Source organism: Streptomyces sp. NBC_01233, assembly GCF_035989305.1.
Lineage (GTDB): Bacteria > Actinomycetota > Actinomycetes > Streptomycetales > Streptomycetaceae > Streptomyces.
In genome coordinates, this window is the sequence record NZ_CP108514.1 from 3,076,828 (window position 1) to 3,097,845 (window position 21,018).

Below are 21,018 nucleotides of genomic sequence, written 5' to 3' on the forward strand. Positions count from 1 at the left end.
GATCAGAGCGTGGGCCAGGCCGGCCGCCAGGTGACGGTCAGCTGAGCGCGATTGGTGGGGTCGAGGGCCTGCCAGCGCAGTTCGCTGCGGCCGGGCAAGAGGTTGAAGGTGTCGATTCGTGATCGTGGGGTGAGGTTCACGCTGCCGCCGTTGCGGCGCAGGACGGATCGCCAGGTGGGGCGGGTATCGATCTCGATCCAGTCGCCGGCGTCGATCACGGTGTTCAGCTGAAGGACGCGCCCGGTCTGCACATGCGTGATGGACGGGTTGGCGCAGGGACCGGTGATCCGGAGCACGGGCCAGGCCGGTGCTGTCCCCTCGACGTTGATCCACCCTGGTCTGCGATTTGCGTCTGGGCCAGGGTTGACCACGATGGGCGGCACCAGGGGGGCGGTGAAGCCGCCGTCAGCGATCATGCCGAGCGGCAAGGTGACCTGCTGGACGGCGTCGCTGTAGAACTGCGGGTCGGCCGCGAAGAACTCCAGGTCCAGGGGTACCCAGCCGTACGCCAAGGACGTCAGGTCGGCGTCGAGCCGGCGGAGACGGCCCTTGAGGATGCGTACGTCCCGGCCGGGGAACTTGAGCCGCAGGTCGGTGGTTGCCCCTCCGGTCAGGCGCAGGCTGGGTTCGTCGTGGACGTGCTGAAGTGCAGCGAGCATGTCGAGGGCGGCTGCCTGGTCGCCTGGAGTCTTGATTGCTGCGTCGATGCGGACCGTTCGGCCAGCGTAGTAGTCGGCGCCGAGCCAGACGCCGTCGGCGTGCGGCGGGTCCACGTCCCCGGTACGGACTTCGGGACGCCCCAGGCCTTCGATTGTGGCGATCACGACCGGCGTTCCGGAGCCGATGGCGACGCCGCCGAGCTCGTGACGGTGATCCTTGAGGACGGCGTTCATCGGACGCCACCTCGCTTGGCGCGGCGCAGCTGGTACCCGACCGCGGCGGAGATTTGCTGCTCGGTCGCGCCGGGCCTGTCGATGCGGATGTGCTGGGTCCCGATCAGGGGCGTCGGGCGTTCGTCTCGGAGGATGACGACGGTTCGGCTTTCGGGCCTGGCTTCCACCACCCGAGGTGAGTTCGCCCCGGCGTGTCCCAGCTGGTATCCAAACCGGCCAGCCACGTCGGCCAGCACCCGCTGAGCCGGGCCCCGTTTGGAGGCCCCAAGCGGGATGAACGCCTCGCCTTCCGTGGCGGGCTCGGCGAAGCGGACGATGCCGTTGCTCGTGGCGTAGACGCCGGGCGTGAGGATGCCGCCGTTCGCGTAGGACAGCCCGCGCTTCGCCCGCGCGAGGTCTTCCAGAAACTTCGCCGCGGTACTGCCCAGGACCTGCTGAATGCGCGCCTGACCAAGGAGAGCGACCTCGATGATGCGGTCCTCGTCCAGCTTCGTTGCGTCGGCGACGTCGTGAATGCCTGTCCCGCTTGAGCGAATCGCGCCGATGATCTGAATGAGGTCGGTGAGGGCATCACCAGATACGACTTCCTTGGCCCGCTTGCTCACGTCGTTGGCATCCCGCGCCGCTCCCTGCGAACGCGCGGCCTCGGCGGCCACCGTCTCGGCCGCCTTGTCCCCCTGCTCGGCCAAGAGGGTCGCCAGATCCGTGTAGCCCCAGGCAGCGATCTTGGCCAGGTTCGCCTCGAAGGCCTCCTGGTTCTCGATGGCCGCCTTCAGCTGCGTAGTGAAGTCACCCAGGGATGCTCGGGCGACCTTTCCCAGCGCCTGGAGGTCGTCGGTCATGTCCTGGATGTACTTCGAGCTGCCGTTCGCCATCCGCTTGGTCAGCTCGACACCGTCTTCGCCCATGTCCTGAAGGGCGTCGGCGACGTCCTGGCCGGCGCGTCGTGCCACGGTGGCCAGGTCACGGCGCCAGGCGGCGGCCTTGCTCGCAGCCTTGTCCAGGTTCCTCTCGAACAGGTCCAGGTCGAAGACCTCTTCCTCCTTACCCCCCTTCTTCACCTTGCGCATGGAGTCCGTACGGATCGAGGACAGGGAGGACAGCTCTGCCGCTCCCGGCCGGTAGGACCATCCGGACAGTCCGCCGTTGGCGTACCAGGAGACCTCTCCGCCGAAGCGCCGGACGACCTCTTCCACGATCGACTTGGATCGGGGGCGCTTCGACTCCGCCAGAGGCACGTACGCCTCGCCGTGGGTCTCCGGTTCAGCCCACACGCGCCAGGCACCAGCCGGGGCGATCTGCGCGACGTGCTGCTCTCTGACTCCGCCACTCGCGAAGAAGGACAGCACACTGCCGTTCGCCTGCGGGGCCTGGATGTAGTCGGAGATGCCGTTGCCGTCCTTGTCGTTCGGCATCGGGGTACGGCGGTACAGGATCGAGATGACGACCGGCGGCGGCTGGTTGGCGGTCACGTTGACCGAGATGCTCTTCGAGCCCGGGATGTTCTGCACGGACAAGCCGATGGCGTCCAGCGTCGACTTCACAGCGGCCATGTCCCCGGACAACAGGGCAGAAGTCAGGGCCTGGGCTGCTGCGGTTCCCTTTGTCGCCGCCGCCGTCTGGATCAGCGTGAGAGCGCCACTCCACTCCATATTCGCCTGGCTGCCGGCGGACTGGAATGCCGTGACGACGGCGGAGAGGTCCGGCGCGCTGATGGGCATGTCGGCGCCGAAGATGTTCTGGAGCTGTGTCCGGACCCCTTCGAGGTCACCGCTGAGGAGAGCGGTCTTCATGGCCTCCGCGGCGTCCTTGCCGCCGCGGGCGGCTGTCTCGGCCAGCATCTTCATGCCCTGCTGCATCGTTGCCCGGGCATCCTGCGGCAGCTTCTGCGCGGCCCGCCCCATGTCGGCCAGCGCCATGCGCTGCATGACCTGGGAGAGCTGCCCGGGATTGTTGGTGGCGGAGGCGTCCGCCCATGCCTGCGCGATCTCCTTGCCGTACTTCTCGGCGATCGCCGGGAGCTGCTCCAGGCCGGCCCGGAAGGCCGGTGTGGAGCGGGCCGCGCCTTCCTGGATGATCGCCTCCAGCTCGTCGGCGACCTTCGTACCGCCCTTGCCGAGTTGGCGTACGAGCTCGTCGAGCATCGGGGCGGCGTCGACGCCGAGCTTGGCGAAGTGGTCGACAAGTTCAAGCCGGCCGCTGGCGGCCAGGGCGCCGAGGTTCTTCTGCCAGTCCCTCTGCGCGGTCAGCTGCTTGCGGAGCTGCTCCATGTAGTCGGCCAGGCTCGCCTTCGCCGAGTCGGCTGACCGCCCGGCCTTGCGGTTGGCTTCTGCGACCTCGTCCTGAGCCGCCTTCCAGGCCTTCGCCGGATCGACGATGTCGGCCAGGGCCTTGCCCATGGCCTGCATCTCTTCGCTGAACTTGGGTGCGCCGTTCTTGTCGACGGGTAGCGTCGCCGTCAGGTCCCACATTCCGGCGAGTTCGACCCGGTTGTTCTTGATCTTGGCGTTGACGATGTCCATGTTGGCGGCGAGCGCGGATTCCTTCTTCACCGCGTCGTCCCACATCTTGTGCTGCTTGGTCAGGACATCCCGGGCCCGGTCAAAGCTGTCGTCGTAGGTGACGGCCTTGCCGACTTCTCGCGCGGACGCGTTCTTCTTCGCGTTCAGCTCATCGAGGAGGTCCTGGTACCGCTTTCCTCCGTTGAGGATCGCGTCGAGAGCTTCCTCCACTTCGACGCCGGCCTTGCGCAGCTTGTCCACGTCGCCGCCGCTCGTGAGCTGCTCGGTCAACTTCCGCAGACCTGCGCCCTGTTCTCCTTCGCTCCTCTCGGCTCGGAGTGCTTCCACGAGTTCTTCCGTTGCAGCCTTCGCCTTCTGCTTGGAGGCCGAGTACGCGGCGTAGGCGGCAACACCGATCGTCAGGAGCGCGGCCAGGCCGGTAACGGCAAGGCCCGCCCCAGAGAGCACGGCTGGCAGTGCCGACCCGCCCGCGCGTGCGGCGGCTACCTGGGTGCGGAACGTGGCGAGCTGCACGCCGGCCTTCTCCACGGCCGCGCGCAGGAGGAGACCCGCCGCGGCGAGGGCGAGGAACCCGCCGATCAGCGATTTCACCGGGCCGGGAAGGTCGTTGATCGCCCCGGCAAGGACCTTGAAGTACTCGCCGATGGTCTGAAGGGCAGGAAGGAGGGCCCTGCCGAGGTCGATGCCCAGGGCGGTTGCCTGATTGCGGAAGAGCGCCCACTGCCCGCCGGTGGTGTCCAGCTGGATGGCGTACGCCTTCTGTGCGGCGCCCGCCCGTGCCACCTCGATCGCGATGCCCTTGTAGGTGTCGGCGTAGTTCTTCCCGTCCGCGGCGGACAGCGCCAGCATCGCCCTCGTCGCCCGGATGTCCTTGAACATGTTGGCGATGGCGTCTGCCGAGCCGCCGGTGACCTCCCGGAGCTTGTTGACGACGACGTAGAGCCCGTCCTGGGCGATGGCGGACGCCACGGACTCGTACCCGAGGTCCTTGATGGCGTCGCGCATCTCTCGGGTGGGCTTCACCATCCGCGTCATCATCATGTTGAGCGCGGTGGCGGCCTCGGCCGCGGGGATGCCTGCCAGGGTGATCGCGGCCAGGGCCGAGCTGAGGTCGTCGAACTCGACGCCTGCTGCGGCCGCCATCGGCACGACGTCGCCGAGCTGCTGGGCGAGCTCCTCGAAGGAGACAACACCCAGGTTGACGGTCTGGAACATCGTGTCCATCACGTCCGTGGCGGCGGACGCCGGCAGCCCGTACGCCTTCAACACCCCGAGGAGTGCGCGCGCGGAGGTCTCCGTTGTGGTCAGGCCGGCGGACGCGCCCTGGGCGGAGACGTGCAGGATGGACATGGCCTCGGCACCGTCGAAGCCGGTGGACACGATCTGATAGAGGCCCTCGGCAAGCTGCTCTGCTGTCTGAGGGAGCTCCGTGGACAGGCGGACGATCTCGTCAGTGAAGGCCTGGACGTTCTTCGCCGTGATCTCCTGGGAGATCGTCATGACGTTCGCCATCGCCTTTTCGAGCTGGATCGCGTTGGCGACGCCCACGCCCAGTGCGGCACCGATGATGAGCCCGCCCTGGGCGAAGGCTGTGGCCCGGGCTGCCGACGCGGCGGCTACTCCCCTCTCGGCGTCGGCTATCTGGCGTGCGGAGGCTTGCGCGGTGCGTGCTGCGGCGCGCTGGGCCTCATCCCGGGCGGTGACCGCAGTGCGGGCGCGGTTCTCCGCATCCGCGAGACCCGTGGAGGCGCGCTGAGCCAGCCCGCTGGCGCGGGTGGCGGCGAGAGTCGCGGCGGCGGCTCGGCTCTGCGCGGCGGTGTGAGCCTGTGCGGCGCGGTCGGCGGCGACCTGGGCGGCCTGCGCCGTGCGTGCGGCGGCCGCCGCACCGCTACCAGCGGCGGCCTGCGCACGTGCCGCCATGGTTTGGGCGAGCGCCTGAGCTCGTGCGGCGCGCTCGCCGGCGAGGGTGGCGGCCGTGTGCGCCTCTTGCGCCCTGGTCGCAAGGGACAAGGAGAGGGACTGCGCACGGTGTGCCCGGGATACGACCTGCTGTGCGGCAGCTGCTCGCTCTGCTGCCTGGGTGGCGCGGGCCTGCGAGCGAAGCGTTTCTGCGGAGGCGGCAGCTTGCGCGCGGGCCAGGGCTTCGGTCGCGGCACGTACCGATCCCAGGCGTGTGCCGACTCCGGCCAGCCCGCCGTCGAAGCTCCTCAGCTGGCCGGCGGCGCCTCGGAGCCCGGTGGTCAGGCCGCCGGTGTTGGCCATGAGATTGACGTAGAGGTTGTAGGCGCCGCTCACGGCGTCACGTCCTTCCGGGGCCGCAGCCCGATTTTCATCCCCCGGCCCTCGGCCCCATCGGGGACCTGCTCGCGCTCCATCTCGATCAGCTCGCAGCCCGGGCAGCGGTACGGCTCGGGGACGTACGCGAACCGGTCCCCACCCACTCGCTCGTCCCACTCGGCGGAGCGTGTGCCGCAGCCGTCGCATGACGCCTGCGTGTAGGCGAGGTAGGCGAGCGCCTTCGCCCGGTCCAGCGCCGACCAGCGGCCGTCCCCAGCTCCCGAGAAGTGGCTGTGCGGGATCCCGTATGAGGCGCACAGCTGCATCTCAGCCCGGAAGGCCGGGTCTTCGATCAGCCTTTTCCCAGGTCAGCGCGCAGGGTCTGGTTGACGACCAGGGCGGTGGTGAACAGCGCCTTGGCGTCCGCGTCCGCCCAGACGTCGAGGAGCTCCTGGGCGTCGGTCTCGCTCATGCTCGGCACCTCGGCGCCAGTGTCGTCGCGTTCGAGGTGGCACGCGGCGATCAGGGCGGCGGGGAACGTCTCGACGTTGTACTCCATGCCGGTATCAGCCTGGGCTTCCGTGGGCGGGTGATCCCGCAGCAGCTGCTCCCACGCCGGACGCGGCAGTGCTCGGAAGGTCAGCCGTAGCGTCGCGGCGTCGAGTTCGCGCTGGGCGTCGTCAAGCTCGCCCTCGGCTGCGAGCACCTCAGGCTGCTGAGCCACCCACTCGGAACGGGCCGCCTCCGCGATGCCCTGTTCGATTGAGGCGGACCCGGCTTCGGTGCGGGCACGTGCGAGGCGGAGGGCGGATTCGGTGACGGCTGCCTTGAGCGTCGGGTCGTCGCAGATCGACAGGGTGCGCTCGGCCAGGCGGCGCGCGCGCAGGCGCTCCATCTTCGCTGCCCAGTGGGGGTCTCGGGCAATCGCGGCAGGGGGCGGAGTGTGCGTGGACATGCGGCTTCCCCCTTACGCCTTCGCCGGGATCGCGGCGTCGAGGGTGGGCTTTGCCGTGATGCCGAAGCTGACCTTGAACTTGGCGGGCTCGGCGCCGGCGGTGTACGTGGCGGACCGGCTGCCCACACGCACCGGGAAGACATCCATCGACTTGGACTGCGGGATGTCCCCCTTGCGGAGGATGACCACGTACCCCTCGCTGCCCTTGGACAGGAGGGTCTCCAGGGTGTCGTCGACCTTGTCCTCGTAGAGGGTGAAGGAGCTGTTGTCCGCCTTGTCCTCTCCGGGGATGGACGTCGTGAACTCCGATGCCATGTCCGGCGTTTCGATGGGGACGTTCTCCAGGGCCCATCCCTCGATGTCCGAGATGGCCTCGGCGAGGTCTGTGGCATTGGTGCCAGTCAGCTCCGGCCGGGTCGGGATGTTCGAGGCTGCGGCAATCGCCTTCAGGAAGTAGAACTGCGTCGTTCCACGCCGCATGAACCGCTGCTGGGTGGTACCCACTGATTCTCGCTCTCCGGGGACACCCCTGGAGCGGCACGCACCGGAGGCCCGTCCCCACGACGCCGCGCACAGCGCGACAGGGGAATCAGCCCGTACCGGAATCGGCCGGACGTCCGCGAGGGGGCCTCCGCGGTGAGGGCGGTGCTGGTCAGGAGAGCGACGTCACCTCGACCACATACCGCTGCACGTAACTGTATATGCCGCCGGAGACAGCAACGCCCTCCTCCTTGTCCAGTCCACGGCGGAGCACAGCGCATCCCGGGATGGTGATGTCGGTGGTGTAGGCGCCGCTTCCGCTGCTCTTTCGCCCGAGCATGGCGGTCCGGACACGGTCGGCCATCCATTCGGCTTGCTCAGCTGTGGTGGCCACGCTCGTGACTTGCAGCAGGGCGCGGGCGTCGCCGTCGGCTTGGCCGTACGGCGGCCCGTCGGTTGTCAGACCGAGGGGGTAGAGAACCGCGTACGGGACTTGGGCACCGGTGGGCGTGCTGGACGCCGTTGGCGCGGTGCCGTACCCGCAGCTCCTGGTCGTGGCGGTCGCCAGCATCTTCTGTACGGCGAGGGAGACCTCGCGGCCGGAGACGGGCACTGCTCCTCCTATCTGGCTGCGGAACCTGGCCGCAGGCGTGGTCCGTTAGGCGACTGCACGTCGGGCCGGTCAGTCACTGATTGAGTCGCCGAGGGCGGCGAGAAAGATGGGCCGTATCTCTTCGATCGCGGGTCCGACGTGTGGCAGCGGAGCCTGGTTGTAGATCCGGCCGAGGCTGTCCGCGCCGACGAAGCCGTACTCCAAGCGGCGCGCTTGGGGCTTGTTCGTGCCGACGGTGGCGGTCACCGTGACGCCGTCTGTCGAGACCTCGTGGGTCCAGCTGCGCCGGTAGTCGCCGGTGGGTGCGTTGGGCCCCGGCCGTCCGGAGGCCCGGGCCTTGATACGGGTCTCAAGGAGCATGGCGTGGTGCTGGACGACCGAGAGCGTTTCCGGCAAAGTCCGGACCGCCCGGGCGTCCAGGAGCGCCGCGATCTGAGCGGCGTTCGTGTAGACGCCTGCGGCGCCGTGGGCGTTCGGGTGGGGGTTAGACGCGGAGGGCATCGGGCTCCTCCTCCTCGCCTCGGGCCCACTGCCGAAGCTGTTCGACGATGGCTGCTGTGAACCCGTGCCGCCCGCCGGCCAAGTCCAATCGGTGCATGGCGGCCTGTTCCAGGAGCGGGATGTCGATCGCCGCGAGGAAGCGTTCGGCTGCCTCGCCGGGTTCGTGGGGGATGCCGACTGCGACCTGGGCGAGACCGTTGTACTCCGTGACAGGACGCCCGGGCGCGAACTGGAGGACCAGTTGAGCTGGTTGCCCGGCTACGTGGTGCAGGCTGTAGCCGTGGACGAGGCTGGAGATGTCCACCCCGTCGAGGGCGACTGCCCCGCCGCCGGCGTGGGACGTGATTCGGACGTGGTGAGGATCTGTGAGCGGACTGTTCGCGATCTCCATGATTCGAGCGTATGCGCGATCTCGGGCGGCCCGGATTCGCTCTAGGGCGGGGTGACCTCGTCGAGGCGAGTCACTCGGACCAGCTCAACAGTCGATGCCTCTGACGGGTCGAGGACCTGCCAGACCCGGCCGAGCGTCGCAGGACTTCCCGATCTCGCGGCGATGACCTGTACCCGGTCGTACCGGCCTGGAAGGGGAGCTCCCAGTGGGGTGAGCAGTCGGTACCAGGAGACCGTGTCGTCCAGCCACTGCCGTCCGACGATCCCCTCTGCCGTCACCTGCCCATGCCCGGACAGGACGGCACCGGGGCCCTCGTAGACGTGTTCTACCGGCACCTCGCCCACGAGTCCGGTGGCCGGGTCAAGCGGAGCGGTTCCCGTTGGCCGGGTGATGTGGACCGTGTCGACCAGAAGGGCAGCTTCAAGGTGACGGCGCACCTCTTCCGGGTCGATGCCTGTCGTCACGGCGTTCCACCCGTTCGCTGCGTGTCCTGGTCGACCCATGTCGTGCGGACCACGCTGAGGGTGGCGGTCTCACCTATGTCCAGCACGCGCCAGGTGCGGCCGATCGCTGACGGGTCGGCCGCCTGCATGACGCGAACGATGTCTTCCCTGGAGGCGACCGGCGCATCGAGGGGCGTCAGGAGCCTGTACCGGGAGCGCGTGTCGTCCACGTACGCCTGCCCTGCCAGGTGGAGAACCACGGAAGGCCCGTCAGCGGGAAAGAGCGCACCGGGCCCTTCATAGACCACGACCGGAGGCCCTGGTTCGTATTGACCGGTGTCCGGGTTGAACACCGGCTCACCCTTGCGCTCGATCCTGACCCGGCTGGTGAGGATCTTCTTCTCGACGATCGCGCTGACGCCCCCCAGAGTCAGCCCCTCAGTGGGAGTGCTCATGATCCGAGGGTATGCCGAACCGCTGACACCGCCCGCCACGGGCGCTTTCGACTGCCAGGGCCCGCCAACGTGCATGGCCCCTGAGGGCTGGGAAGTCAGGCAACCGCCGCAGCACTCAGCAGCCGGCGGCCTGCCTCATAGTGGCGGGCCGCGTCGGGCAGGGACGCTTCCCTACCGCTCAGAAGCACACGCAGAGAGGCGCTACCCCTTCGCGCCGTCGCAGCAGGACTGACGCGGCGAAGGGCTTGCGCCGCGACGGCTTCGGCGGAGCCGCGCAGGACCGGCGCGAGAAGGCACGGGCGGCTGAGGGCAGACCGGATCGTGCTGGCGATGAGCTCGTAGTGGGTGCAGCCGAGGACCACGTCGGTGACGCCGATCGGCGTATGGCGGGCGGCGTCCGCTACGGCTTCACTGATGGCGCTGGGGTCGGCCTGCTGAACGGCATCCGCAAGTCCGGGACATGCGACTTGGGTGACGGAGATAGCGGCGGCGTGCCGACCGATCAGCTGGCCCTGGTAGCTGCTCCCAGTGGTGGCCGGAGTCGCCCAGATAGCGATGGGACCGCCGGTCGCGGCGGCGGTCTTGACCGCGGGGACCGTGCCGGTGACAGGGATGACGGGTTCGAGAGCCGCTTTCACGTCAGCGAGCGCGTGCACAGTGGCCGTGTTGCAGGCGATGACGAGGGCGTTTGGCTCCAGCGCGGCGGCGGCGAGCGCGGTGGCCAGGACCCGCTGTCGGAGGTCGTGCGGCGGCCTGGGACCCCAGGGCATTCCATCCGGGTCAGAGGCGAGGATCAGGTCGGCGTCAGGCCGTAAGCGCCTTACGGCCGCTGCTGCTGCGAGAAGGCCGATGCCGGAATCGATGAGCGCGATCTTCATGTGTCACCTCGGCGGTGTTCCCGGCTCTCTGCGCCGGGAGGTCGGTTGACAGTTGCCACGAGCCGTAAGGCAGTTCAGAGTTGAGTGGGGCCGCCCTCCTCACCTGATTTGAGGAGGACGGCCCCGGTCGTCGTTCGGGCCTGGATCAGTCGGCGTGCTTCACCTTGTCGATGAAGGATCGCCAGGCTTGAGGTCCGACAACGAAGGCAGCGCCGTCCGGGACCTTGGAGTCGCTTACAGCCATGTCTCCGTTGTCGAAGCGGCCGCCTCGAACGCACTGGCCGCTCTGGTCGTTGCTGTAGCTGGACGAGAACCAGTCGACGGGCAGCTGGTCGGCTCGAATGGACATTAATGCTCCTTACTGGCTTTTCTGATCATGTCCAGGGATTCCTCGTACCCCGGAGCGATGGCTTGCAGGTCTCGGATGGCCGCTTCGTACTTCCGAACATCCTCTTCTCTTCGCGAGACGCCGGCGCCCGCCAGGTTCTCCAGGTAGACAATCGGCTTCAGAGGCTGAGTGAACCGGAGGTAGGTGAAGGAGCCGTTCATCCCCGGGTGGGCTCCACGGTCGAAGGGGACGACCTGGACCTTCACGTTGGGGAGCTCTTCGACGACCGTAACGATGTGTGCCAGCTGGGCGCGCATCACTTCCGCCCCGCCGACCTGCCGGCGGAGGACGGCCTCGTTGATGACTGCCGTGAACTCCATCGGGGAGGTACTGCGCCGTAGCACCTCCTGCCGGGTCATGCGGATGGCCACACGAAGATCGATCTGATCGGCGGGAAGCCCTTCGTTGCCGCGCTCCATGATGGCCTGCGCATACGCGTCGATCTGGAGCAGCCCAGGCACGAACTCCCCCTCGTAGTTGAAGGACAGCTCCGCGATTCCCTCCAAACCGAGGTACGCCTTGAAGCCGGGCTGGATCGTGTCGCGGACATCCTGGCGCTGCCACCAGTCCCGCTTCGTCTTGGTGACCGTGGCGTAGTCGCCCAACAGGGCGGCCTTCTCAGGCGGGACGGCGTAGAGCTGACACAGTGCCGCCACGTCGGACGGTTCGACTATCCCGTTGTCCGCAGTCTCCAGCCGGGTCAGCTTCGACGCTGCCCAGGAGAAGTGTCGAGCAACTTCGGCCGCCTTCATGCCGGCGGCCACGCGAGCAGCACGTAGTTCCACACCAAGCTGGAGTCGACACAGCGCAGGAGATGCGGACTCGATGACGGGCCCCTCGGAAGTTCCAGCAGCAGCCGTCGGGCTGAGGTCGTTCACGATCACCCTCCCCTCCTTGTTCCCCACAGTCTGACGGCGAAGATTCGAGCTGCGCAACGCTACTTCTACCATTTCGCGGAATGTTCGAGCTGCGGCCGCAACTGCCTTGTCACGCACGGAAGTTCGACCGCAAAATCCCCTTCGCAGAATTCTGCGAGAACGCTTCCACGGTAGCTGTTGCGCTGCCATGCTGGTCCCCGTTCAGCACGTTGGGTCCGAGTGACGCGACTGAACGTGATCTTGAGATGTGGTGTGCCCTGCCATCCAAGGAGGCGGGCCGCCCGGATCCGCCACCGACCGACACGAGGTGCGGCATGCCGTTGCGCGACATCAATCACCAGGGGAGTCCCTCCCGACGCTTCCCCACTGGCTTGGACCTGCAGTTCCCGGTCCGTGGCCGCCGTGGGAGCTCCCACGAGGTGGGCGAAGTGGACGCGGTTCTCCCCGGCCGCGCTCGCCGACTGTGTAGCGCCTGGCTTCGATTGGCTGACGAGGAGCAAGCCGCTGACCTGATCGCGCTGGCCGCCACGGAGCTCCTGACGAACGCGATTCGGTACGGCACTGCCAGCACCATCCGGTTCCGCCTGGAACCGTCGGTCGACCTTCTCAAGTTGTCGGTTGACGACGGAAATCCGCAGCAACCCAGCATCCAGGCAGCTGATCTCCTGGCAGAACGCGGGAGAGGGATGCAGATCGTGGACCAGTTGGTCCGTGGCGCCGGCGGCGACTTGGGGTTCAGCGAAGACGGCACGACCACGTGGTGCACCTTTCCGATCTCCAAGGAGGGGCGGCATGCCTGAGGAGGCCCCCGAGGGCTTACCGGAGTCCTCCCTCCCGCCACGCCCGGATGCCAACACCCCGTGCGTCCTGGGGTCGGTCGACCATGGGGAAGCGGCATGAGTCTGCCTGCGGAAGTCTTAGCCGTGCCGCCATGCGCACCGGCATCCGACGCCGCCGACCTCGCCGCTGCCGTCCGCCGCCTCCTGCACCAAGAGGCCAGTGGCGAAGTGGAACTCCGCCTCGGCACACGGACTTTCGAGCTTGTTGTCACCACTCGGGGTCGACGCTCCGATCACGCCCTGGCGCTCATGGACATGTGGCAGCCCGAGGGGTGCGGCCCCGTCGTGGATGACCCGGGCCGCCCGTTCCGCTACTGGCTCGTTCCTCCCGGCACCGCGAGTCGCTGGGAGAACGGCTTCGGCCGCTGTGTCCCCCACGGCCGCGTGGTGATGCCGCCGCTCGACCGCGACCGGCCGCCCGGGCCCTTCTGGGTCCGGCCCTGGGACCGTCACCGCCTCGTCGGTGCAGGCCTGCTGCGCTCCGCGTTGGCTGCTGGCACCGGCAAGTCGGCGTGGCCGCCCCTACCTCCGCTGCACCCCTAGCGTCGCCGCCTTGGAGGGCGGACCGCCGACGCCACCCCTCGCAATTGCCGCCCGCGCAGGCCGTGCCCCGTCCGGTCAGACGTGCACGGGCGTCCACGTACACCGTCTCGGATGGGGCGGACCCAGCCAGAAGAGGATTCCTGTGGACCAATCCACACCACCGAAGTGCCCGCACTCCCCGCCCTGCCCTCCGCCCGAGGACCACTGCCGCGGGACGGCCAGGATCGTGGCCGCGCACCCTGAACAGGGGTGGAACCTGCTCTGCAATGGCGTACTGGAGTTCGAGGACACTGGTCAACTGCTGCCGGACGGCAGCATGGTTGCCCCTCACCGGCCCACTGGCGGCGCGAGGGCTGCGGCGTGAGCGGACGAGCGAAACCCCGCGACCAATTTCTACTGACCGAGCGTGAGCTGCAGACCGTGGCCCTGGCCGCCGACGGGCTGACGCTCCACTCGATCGCGAGACGCCTGACGGTCACCTACGGAGCAGTGCAGTCGAGGTTGAAGTTCGCCCGGCTGAAGTCAGGTGCCCCCAGAACCACTGCCCTGGTCCACAGTGTCTACGCCTCGAAGCAGCTGCCCCCGCCAGCAACCGAACAGCCTGTACCGCTGTCCGCAGACCAGATGCAGGTGCTGGGCTACCTCTCCGAGGGGCTGACCGCAGCCGACATGCGGGCGCGCGTCTCCTGGCCGGAATACCGGCTTCGTGACGCCTACGCCGATCTGCTGGAGGCCCTCGACGCCGCCGACAGGCCGGCGTACGCAATCAAACGTGCTTGGGCCATGGGGCACCTGGGCCAAGAGCAGCAACCCACCTGACCCTGCGCCCTTCTGGGCTCAGCCACGGCGTCCCGGCTCGGGTAGGCGGCCCGTCAGCCTTCCACCGCATGAGCGGGCACGGCACCGGGCCGGGACGCCTTCGATCGGAGCATCACCCCAATCACGAGGAGCGTACATGTCTGACCAGCCCCACTACCTGGGCCGGATTGGTGTTCTGTACGGCGGGGACTCCCCCGAACGGCCTGGATCTGTGGCCTCCGCAGAAGCCGTATTCAAGGCGCTGGCGAACGTCGGCATGCAGGCCGAGATGATCGACCTCGCCGACGTTCGGGAACTCGGCGCGGGCCTGCGGGACCGCATCGACGTCGCCCTCCTTGCCTGCCACGGGCCGGGAGGCGAGGACGGAAAGGTGCAGGGCCACCTGGAGCAGCTGGGTATCCCCTACACCGGCTCGGGTGTCCTCGCCAGCGCGCTCGGCATGCACAAGCCGACGTTCAAGACCCTGCTCGCCGCTCTGAACATCGACACGCCCAAGTCCATCAGCGTGCTGCCCGAGCACTCCGTGGAGAGCACGCTGACCACGGTCGAGCTGAACCTCGGCTACCCGGTGTTCGTGAAGCCCGCTGGCGGCGGCGGCAGCCTCGGCGCCGGCATCGCCCGCACCGCCGAGGAACTCGCGGAGCTGCTGCGGGCACGGCGCGATCAGCCGTACGCCGAGTACATGGTCGAGGAGTACATCGACGGGATCCCGTGCACGGTGGGGATCCTCGACCAGGGCGGGCCTGTCGTGCTGCCGCTGCTGACCTGCGAGACGGATCGTGCGTTCTACGACTACGAGGCAAAGCACGACCGGGGGCTTCGTCGCGAGACCTGCCCGGCCACCTTGCCCGAGGAGGTGGAACAGCGGGTGATGGAGACCGCGCTGCGGGTGCACCGGCTGATCGGCGCGCACGGGGTGAGCCGAGTGGACTTCCTCATCTGCCCGGACGGCCGGAGCCCGGTGCTGGAGGTCAATACGGTTCCGGGCCTGTCGGAGCACGGGAACCTCGCAACAATGGCGGCCGCGGCGGGCGTGTCGTACGTCGAGCTGATCAAGCGGGTGCTGGACACGGCTTTCACCAAGGTCTCGTACGTGCCTTGACGACGGCAGAGTAGGCGGCATGACCGTTGCCACGACCCATCATGTCCCCTACTTCTCCCAGTGGGAGTCCGCTGCTCTGGTGCCCGAGTTCGTCTCGGGCACCACCGCCGCAGCCCATGATCCGCTGTGGGAGTCCTCCGGTGCTGACACGCCCGAGGAGTACGCCTTCTGGGCGCCCCGAATGTGCGGCATGGCGTGCCTGCGGATGGCTCTGGGCCACTTCGGGCAGCCTGTGCCCCCGTCGGTGCCGCTGGTCCGCGATGCACTGACCGCCGGCGCGTACGTACGCGACGGCGACCAGGTCCAAGGACTGATCTATGCCCCGTTCGCCGCGTGGGTGGCTTCCCGGTGGGGCCTGTTCACCGAAGCCCGGCCGCAGCTGTCCGTGGACCAGGTGGACGCCGAGGTGTCCCGCGGGCGGCTGGTGCTCCTGTCGGTGCACAAGTCCATCCGCACCCTCGATCCCCAGCCCAAGGCCCGCGGCGGGCACCTGGTGCTCGCCGTCGGCTCTGGCCCCGACCACATCGCGATCCATAACCCCTCCGGGTTCCCGGAGCAGTCACAGCAGTTCCACCAAGTCCCCAAGGCGGACCTCGGTCGGTTCTTCGCCGGCCGGGGGGTCGTCCTGGGCCACGCCCAGTAGGAGCATCGTGATCCCCCTTTCCCTCCAAGACGCCGCGCTCGTCACCAACGGCCGCCTGACCGGAGCCCACGACCCGGGCCAGCTGATCACCGGACCGCTCGTGTTCGACTCCCGCGACATCACGGCCGGCTCGCTGTTCTGCTGTCTGAAGGGCCGCTCGGTCGACGGGCACGCGTTCGCCGCACAGGCCATCGCGGATGGTGCGGTGGCCGTCCTCGCTGACCAGCCCGTCGAAGGCCCTGCCATCGTGGTCCCCGACGTCTTGTTGGCAATGGGGCAGATCGCGGCCCGCGTGGCCGTCAGCTACACCGGAACAGTGATCGGGGTGAGGTTCCCCCGCACTGCGGGAGGGGCTGACTAGCTGGTCAGGGTGGGTTGACGTGGTTTCAGGTTCACTTGTTCGGTCGCTGCCTGGTTGGCGTAGTGCTTCTCCTCGTACTCGATGGGGCTGAGGTAGCCGAGCCGTTTCTGGATGCGGCGGGGGTTGTAGAAGCCGTCGATGTACTCGAAGAGCGCGAGGTTCGCCTCGGCCCTGGTGGCGAAGACGCGGCCGCGGATGCACTCGGTCTTGATGACCATCCACAGGTTCTCCGCGAGGGCGTTGTCGTACGAGTCGCCGACCGAGCCCATGGAAGCCTGGATCCCGGCCCTGACCAGGCGTGTTGTGAGCTTCACGGACGTGTATTGACAGCCGTGGTCGGCGTGGTGAATAAGCTCTCCGGGGGCGACCTCGCGGCTGGCCAGGGCGTATTCCAGCGAGGTCAGGACCAGATCGGCGTCGGCGCGGGCGGAGGTCTCCCAGGCCACCACCCGGCGGGAGAACGCGTCGCGGATCGCGGACAGCCACAACGGCCCCTCCCCGGTGGGGATCATGGTCAGGTCGGTAACCCACAGCCGGTTCGGCCCGGCCGCGGTGAAGTCGCGTTGCACCAGGTCAGGGGCCAGATCGGCGTCCGGGTCACGGCGAGTGAAACCCTTGCCCCGGCGGGGACTGATCCCGGCCAGGCCGGCCTGGCGCATGAGCCGCTCGACGCGCTTCCTGCCGACGTGGACGCCCTCACGCTTGAGGACGGCGTGCACGCGGGGTGAGCCGTAGATCCCGCCGGACTCCTCGTGGACCTGCCGGATCCTGCTGGTCAGCTCGGCATCCCGGCGGCGCCGTTCGCACGGTTCGGTCTCGGCCTGGCGCCACCGGTAGTAGGTGGAGGAGGGGATGTTCAGTTCCCGGAGTACGGGCTCGACCCCCAGATACGGGTGCTCGTCAACGAGCGCCGTCACCTGGGCCGGGTCGGGTCGAGCTGGGCCGCGAAAAAAGCCGAGGCCGTCCGCAGGACCTCATTCGCACGCTTGAGCTGTGCATTCTCCTTCCGCAGGGCGGCAAGCTCCTCCCGCTCGCCAGTGGTGAGCACGTCGTCGCGTTCGCCGGCGTCGGCCTCTGCCTGCCGGATCCAGTTGCGCAGAGCCTCGTGGTGCACGCCGAGTTCCTCGGCCATGCGGCGGATCACGGGCTTCGGCTCGGCGGTCCGGTACATCCGTACCGCACGCTCACGCAACTCCAGCGGATACTTCCAAGACCACGGAGTTATGGCTTGTCCGGCGCTGTCAACAGGGGCGGGGACAGGGGCTTGTGGAGGTTGGGGTGGTCCACTCGGGGTCGAGGGTGTAGAGGCCCCGGCCGGTGCGGCGGAGGATTCCTTCGCGGACCCAGCGTCCCAGTTCTGCGCGTAGTCCTTGGGGATCCTCCAGTCCGATACCGCGGGCGATTTCACATGCGCGCCAGGTGCGGTGGGGATCGGTTCGCAGGAGTTGCAGTGTGCGGTCGCGGCGTCCGTCGGGGCCTGGGCCAGCGGAGGGGTTCACGGTGACACTGATGCTGGTGATCCTGGATGCGCCCAGGACTTGTGCCTGGTGGGGCGGGGCGGCGTAGCGGGAGATCGGGCATTTGACGCGGCGTGGGTTGACGCGGGCCCGGCGGGGTGGGAGCAGATCGTGCAGCAGGGCCGGTGTGATTCGTCCCGGTCCGGTGTCGGGCAGTACGTCGGCTGCGGCGATGAGCTGGTCTTTTGCGGTCTCCAGGGCGACGGTGAAGGAGGCGCGGTCCGGGTCGGTGCCGGGGAGGGTCTCGACGGCCTCGGCCATCGCGCGGCGCAGTGCCTGGTAGACGGTCAGGTGAGCCCAGAGTTCTTGTTGGATCCCGGTCGCGTCCTGGGATCGCAGCACCAGGCCGTGCTGCAGGGTGTGCCGAAGCGAGTAGAACGCGGACTCGATCTCCCATCGCTCGTGGTAGAGCTCCACCAGCTCTGCGGCGGGGTAGCGACGGTGATCGGTCAGCGTGGTGGCCAGTCGGTAGTGGCCTTCCAGCCTCAGCCCTTTGGCGGTCGTCACCGCGATGTGCGCATCGATGATCCTCAGCCGGGTCCCGTTGATCCTGGTCAGGAATGACCCGTCCGGCAGTAGTGCCCAGCGTGCGGGTGTCCGGGTTCCCTTGAGGCGTACCAGCAGCTGGGCGCCGGTGGCCGCGGCCTTCGCGAGGAAGTCGTCGGAGTCGAAGCCCCGGTCGTTGAGCAGCAGCATCCTGTTGTCCAGCAGTGGTAGCAGCTGCTCGGCGTAGCCGGTCTCCTTCTCGGGCGTCGGTCCGAAGACCGCACCGAGCAGGGCCCGGGTTCCGGTCTCGCACAGCACCATGATCTTCAGCATCGGATATCCGTCCGTGCCGTAACGATGCTTGTGTTTGCCCAGCCAGGCGCAGACTCGCGGCCGGTCAGGGGCCTTGGTGGAGCTGCAGCCGTCGAAGGCGACTGTGCGCCAGCACCTGTATCGCACCCCTGGTGTGATCGGCTGTGCCACGGGACCGGCCAGTGTCTCGAAGAGCAGCCGCAGCGGCGCGGCGCCCAGCCGCCGGCGCACCTCTCGCAGCGCCTTCTCCGACGGACGCGGTGGAAGGAGCCCGCGCAGGCCGCAGGTGAGTTTGTCCCACACCCGCATGTAGCCCAGCTGCGGGAAGAGAACCAGTGCCAGCACGAAGTAGACACCCACCCTCGACGGCAGCAGCCTCAGCCTCCGCTGGGTTCCGCCAGTACGTTCCAGCACGTCATCGACCAGTTCAAAGGGCAGGTGCCGGGTCAGCTCGCCCAGATGCCCCGGAGCGAAGACCCCGTCGGCGACGGTGATGGACGACGTGAGCGTGACGGTGGAACACTGAACGGGCAACGGGGCTCCTTCAGGCGGGAAGACCTTGGTCGGCTTCCTCGCTCTACCAGGAGTCCCGTTGCCCTGACCGGCACTTCTCCCAAATACCTCGCCCCTGTTGACAGCGGCCGACAAGCCATAACTCCGTGGTCTTGGGATACTTCCTCGGCGCAGGCATCGTCTGGGCTCCTCTCATGAGACCCATCTGACCCTCTGTCACCCATCCCCGCATCTCGGGGGAAGCTCAGGGTGACCGGATCCGCTGGCAAGACCAGCACCAAGGACCTGCTCACTTCGATCCTCGAGCTCGACGGTCCCACCGTTGCCACACCCAGGTCCTTCAACAACGAGATCGGCTTCCCCGTCACCGTCTCGCGGGTCAAGCCGGACAGCCGATACCTGCTGCTGGAGATGGGCGCCCGCGGCCTGGGGCACATCGACAGCCTGTGCGACATCGCCTGCCCGACGATCTCCACGGTCCTCGGCGTGGGATCGGCACACATCGGGGAGTTCGGCTCCCGCGACGTCATCGCCGACGCCAAGGCCGAGATCGTCCGGGCCCTGCCCGTGCACGGCACCGCCGTCCTCAACGGCGACGACCCCCTCGTGGCCGCCATGGCCAACGAGACGGACGCCAACGTGATCACATTCGGGTTCGGCGAGGACTGCGACGTACGAGCGGAACAGGTCGGCATCCAGCTCGACGGCCGCCCGCACTTCATCCTCGTCCACGGGGGCACCCGCCGCCGGATCGACCTGCGAGTCCACGGCCGACACAACGTCCTCAACGCCCTGGCAGCGGCCGCCACCGCGACCGCCGCCGGGATCCCCGCTGACCGCATCGCGCAGGGCCTGCGGGAGGCAGAGATTTCCAGCGGCGGCCGGATGGAGGTGACCACCCGATCGGATGGGGTCACCGTCATCAACGACGCGTTCAACGCCAGCCCCGAGTCTGTGCTCGCTGCCCTGGGCGCGCTGTCCGACATTGCGGGTGCGACCCGGCGCAAGGTCGCGGTCCTCGGTGAGATGGCCGAACTCGGCGATGAGGCAGAAGCGTGGCACGCGCGGGTCGCCGAGCAGGTCGTCCATGTGCGGCCGGACGTGGTGATCGGCATCGGTGCCGATCACATGAACCGAATGCTCGCCACGATGGAGAAGGCTGGTCTGACGGCCACGAAGGCTGAGGCCGACGTGCTCACGGAGGAGATCACCCGGGTCCTGGTGCCTGGCGACGTGGTGCTGGTCAAGGGCGCCAACGCACTTGGGCTCGAAGCCGTCGCTCGGGTTCTGGCTGCCTCCACGGCTCGGTAGTCGGTCTCAGCCCTGGTGTGCCCGCCCCGCTGCGCCGTCCGGGCAGCGGGGCTGCCGGCGGCTGACACCGGCGCAGGGATGCCTACTTCACTCAAGATCCGGACGCGGGCCGAAGGACCGGCGACAGCGCGGGTGCGCGATGGGGAACTCGGCCGCTTCCTCAACCGTACGGATGGTCCGCGCTGCCTTGTCGGGGTCCTGGTGGCTGACCCACCCGCAGTCCAAACCGTCAAAGACCTCCACGTTCCTGACACCGGCCTCGCGGGTGCGGTTGAGGGTGCCCGCGTTGTAGGCCACCGCGCTCTTCGCCAGGGTCGCCGCCTCCGCCCACACGCTGACCGGAACTCGGGCTCCGTTGCGGTAGACGACGTGAGCCAGCTCGTGATCGTCGCGCAGCCGCGCTGCGAGGCTCGCGGCTGCCTGCTTCGCGGTGACGTTCCCTGCGGCCAAGAGCGGGACTTCGCGGCGTGCCGCTGCCCGCGCGGCGCGGTAGAACGCAGTGGCCATCCGCTCGGCCTCTTCGGATCGGCGGAGGAAGTCTGCGTACGAGTCGCTGGCCAGGCTGAGCAGCGCGTCTCGGTGAATCATCGTCCACGTGAACCGGGCGCCGAGCCGTACGGCAGCCTGCTCGGCACCTTGCTGGTAGAGGTGCGGAAGCTGCCGGCGAACGAAGGCGAGGGCCTCGGTGTCGACCTCGCGGCGGAACGCCTGGACGGCGCGCTTGAACTCCTCCAATGTGATCAACACCAGGCGGGCGCGAGGCTGTTGTTCGAAGGTCTTGAGTACGCGTTCCTGCTGCGCGGCGAGTCGGCGCCAGGCTTCGTCGAGTACGGCCGCGACCCGCCGGGCGACATCGTCTGGGTCGCCGGGCACCAGCGGCGGCCAGTCGTAGGCCACG

Annotated in this window: 24 protein-coding genes and 1 pseudogene; 8 read left to right on the plus strand and 17 right to left on the minus strand. The window is 68.4% G+C overall.

Annotation, left to right across the window (positions count from 1 at the left end):
* Nucleotides 1-2: 2 nt before the first annotated feature.
* The 13 genes from OG332_RS14405 to OG332_RS14465 form a co-directional block, all read right to left on the minus strand.
* Nucleotides 3-893, minus strand: coding sequence for a phage distal tail protein (locus tag OG332_RS14405; RefSeq protein WP_327413857.1), 891 nt, complete (start codon nt 891-893; stop codon nt 3-5).
* Entirely contained in the window at nt 890-5,710 is a 4,821-nt protein-coding gene (locus OG332_RS14410; protein ID WP_327413858.1) for a phage tail tape measure protein, read from the minus strand. The genes OG332_RS14405 and OG332_RS14410 overlap by 4 nt, the downstream gene beginning before the upstream one ends.
* Entirely contained in the window at nt 5,707-6,018 is a 312-nt protein-coding gene (locus tag OG332_RS14415) for a hypothetical protein (RefSeq protein ID WP_327413859.1), read from the minus strand. Before OG332_RS14415 ends, OG332_RS14410 begins: the two co-directional genes overlap by 4 nt.
* Nucleotides 6,019-6,044: 26 nt before the next feature.
* On the minus strand, nt 6,045-6,647 hold the full coding sequence (locus tag OG332_RS14420; RefSeq protein ID WP_327413860.1) for a hypothetical protein: 603 nt from the start codon (nt 6,645-6,647) through the stop codon (nt 6,045-6,047).
* Between the two features lie 12 nt (nt 6,648-6,659).
* On the minus strand, nt 6,660-7,151 hold the full coding sequence (locus OG332_RS14425) for a phage tail tube protein (protein WP_327413861.1): 492 nt from the start codon (nt 7,149-7,151) through the stop codon (nt 6,660-6,662).
* Nucleotides 7,152-7,299: 148 nt separating this feature from the next.
* Nucleotides 7,300-7,740 (minus strand): hypothetical protein, encoded by a 441-nt coding sequence (locus tag OG332_RS14430; protein WP_327413862.1) that lies wholly within the window; start codon nt 7,738-7,740, stop codon nt 7,300-7,302.
* 69 nt (nt 7,741-7,809) lie between these two features.
* Nucleotides 7,810-8,241 (minus strand): HK97 gp10 family phage protein, encoded by a 432-nt coding sequence (locus OG332_RS14435; protein ID WP_327413863.1) that lies wholly within the window; start codon nt 8,239-8,241, stop codon nt 7,810-7,812.
* Nucleotides 8,225-8,632, minus strand: a complete 408-nt coding sequence (locus OG332_RS14440; protein ID WP_327413864.1) for a hypothetical protein — start codon at nt 8,630-8,632, stop codon at nt 8,225-8,227. Before OG332_RS14440 ends, OG332_RS14435 begins: the two co-directional genes overlap by 17 nt.
* A 41-nt stretch (nt 8,633-8,673) precedes the next feature.
* The gene (locus tag OG332_RS14445; RefSeq protein WP_327413865.1) at nt 8,674-9,096 is read right to left on the minus strand and encodes a DUF6093 family protein; all 423 of its coding nucleotides are present in this window, start codon (nt 9,094-9,096) and stop codon (nt 8,674-8,676) included.
* Nucleotides 9,093-9,530 (minus strand): DUF6093 family protein, encoded by a 438-nt coding sequence (locus OG332_RS14450; protein WP_327413866.1) that lies wholly within the window; start codon nt 9,528-9,530, stop codon nt 9,093-9,095. The genes OG332_RS14445 and OG332_RS14450 overlap by 4 nt, the downstream gene beginning before the upstream one ends.
* Nucleotides 9,531-9,625: 95 nt before the next feature.
* On the minus strand, nt 9,626-10,408 hold the full coding sequence (locus tag OG332_RS14455; protein ID WP_327413867.1) for a glutamate racemase: 783 nt from the start codon (nt 10,406-10,408) through the stop codon (nt 9,626-9,628).
* Nucleotides 10,409-10,553: 145 nt separating this feature from the next.
* Nucleotides 10,554-10,757 (minus strand): DUF397 domain-containing protein, encoded by a 204-nt coding sequence (locus OG332_RS14460; RefSeq protein WP_327413868.1) that lies wholly within the window; start codon nt 10,755-10,757, stop codon nt 10,554-10,556.
* Nucleotides 10,757-11,680 (minus strand): helix-turn-helix domain-containing protein, encoded by a 924-nt coding sequence (locus tag OG332_RS14465; protein ID WP_327413869.1) that lies wholly within the window; start codon nt 11,678-11,680, stop codon nt 10,757-10,759. The genes OG332_RS14460 and OG332_RS14465 overlap by 1 nt, the downstream gene beginning before the upstream one ends.
* A gap of 413 nt (nt 11,681-12,093) precedes the next feature.
* On the opposite strand from OG332_RS14465, the gene OG332_RS14470 reads away from it, so the two are divergent.
* The 7 genes from OG332_RS14470 (at nt 12,094) to OG332_RS14500 (ending at nt 15,981) form a co-directional block, all read left to right on the plus strand.
* Nucleotides 12,094-12,474, plus strand: coding sequence for an ATP-binding protein (locus tag OG332_RS14470; protein ID WP_327413870.1), 381 nt, complete (start codon nt 12,094-12,096; stop codon nt 12,472-12,474).
* A 288-nt stretch (nt 12,475-12,762) separates the two neighbouring features.
* Nucleotides 12,763-13,056: a hypothetical protein gene (locus tag OG332_RS14475; protein WP_327413871.1), complete on the plus strand. Its 294-nt coding sequence runs from the start codon at nt 12,763-12,765 to the stop codon at nt 13,054-13,056.
* 142 nt (nt 13,057-13,198) lie between these two features.
* On the plus strand, nt 13,199-13,420 hold the full coding sequence (locus tag OG332_RS14480) for a DUF5999 family protein (protein WP_327413872.1): 222 nt from the start codon (nt 13,199-13,201) through the stop codon (nt 13,418-13,420).
* A complete protein-coding gene (locus tag OG332_RS14485) occupies nt 13,417-13,875 on the plus strand; it encodes a hypothetical protein (protein ID WP_327413873.1) in 459 nt (152 codons plus the stop codon). The genes OG332_RS14480 and OG332_RS14485 overlap by 4 nt, the downstream gene beginning before the upstream one ends.
* A 136-nt stretch (nt 13,876-14,011) precedes the next feature.
* Nucleotides 14,012-14,977 (plus strand): D-alanine--D-alanine ligase family protein, encoded by a 966-nt coding sequence (locus OG332_RS14490; protein ID WP_327413874.1) that lies wholly within the window; start codon nt 14,012-14,014, stop codon nt 14,975-14,977.
* A 19-nt stretch (nt 14,978-14,996) separates the two neighbouring features.
* Nucleotides 14,997-15,620 (plus strand): C39 family peptidase, encoded by a 624-nt coding sequence (locus tag OG332_RS14495; RefSeq protein ID WP_327413875.1) that lies wholly within the window; start codon nt 14,997-14,999, stop codon nt 15,618-15,620.
* Between the two features lie 7 nt (nt 15,621-15,627).
* On the plus strand, nt 15,628-15,981 hold the full coding sequence (locus OG332_RS14500; protein ID WP_327413876.1) for a Mur ligase domain-containing protein: 354 nt from the start codon (nt 15,628-15,630) through the stop codon (nt 15,979-15,981).
* Here OG332_RS14500 and OG332_RS14505 read toward each other — a convergent pair.
* The 3 genes and pseudogenes from OG332_RS14505 to OG332_RS14515 all read right to left on the minus strand — a co-directional run bounded on the left by OG332_RS14505 (nt 15,978) and on the right by OG332_RS14515 (nt 18,830).
* Nucleotides 15,978-16,898, minus strand: coding sequence for an IS3 family transposase (locus OG332_RS14505; RefSeq protein ID WP_327411594.1), 921 nt, complete (start codon nt 16,896-16,898; stop codon nt 15,978-15,980). The two genes, OG332_RS14500 and OG332_RS14505, sit on opposite strands and share 4 nt — an antisense overlap.
* Nucleotides 16,895-17,206 carry a transposase gene (locus OG332_RS14510; RefSeq protein WP_327419224.1) on the minus strand — a complete coding sequence of 104 codons (312 nt, stop codon included), beginning with the start codon at nt 17,204-17,206 and terminating at the stop codon, nt 16,895-16,897. The genes OG332_RS14505 and OG332_RS14510 overlap by 4 nt, the downstream gene beginning before the upstream one ends.
* Nucleotides 17,203-18,830 (minus strand): annotated as a pseudogene (locus OG332_RS14515) (IS4 family transposase). The gene OG332_RS14510 and the pseudogene OG332_RS14515 overlap by 4 nt, the downstream one beginning before the upstream one ends.
* Before the next feature lie 228 nt (nt 18,831-19,058).
* Here OG332_RS14515 and OG332_RS14520 point away from each other — a divergent pair.
* Nucleotides 19,059-20,120 carry a UDP-N-acetylmuramoyl-tripeptide--D-alanyl-D-alanine ligase gene (locus OG332_RS14520; protein ID WP_327413877.1) on the plus strand — a complete coding sequence of 354 codons (1,062 nt, stop codon included), beginning with the start codon at nt 19,059-19,061 and terminating at the stop codon, nt 20,118-20,120.
* Between the two features lie 87 nt (nt 20,121-20,207).
* Here the strand turns inward: OG332_RS14520 and OG332_RS14525 are convergent, their stop codons facing one another.
* On the minus strand, nt 20,208-21,017 hold the full coding sequence (locus OG332_RS14525; protein ID WP_327413878.1) for a hypothetical protein: 810 nt from the start codon (nt 21,015-21,017) through the stop codon (nt 20,208-20,210).
* Nucleotide 21,018: the final 1 nt, after the last annotated feature.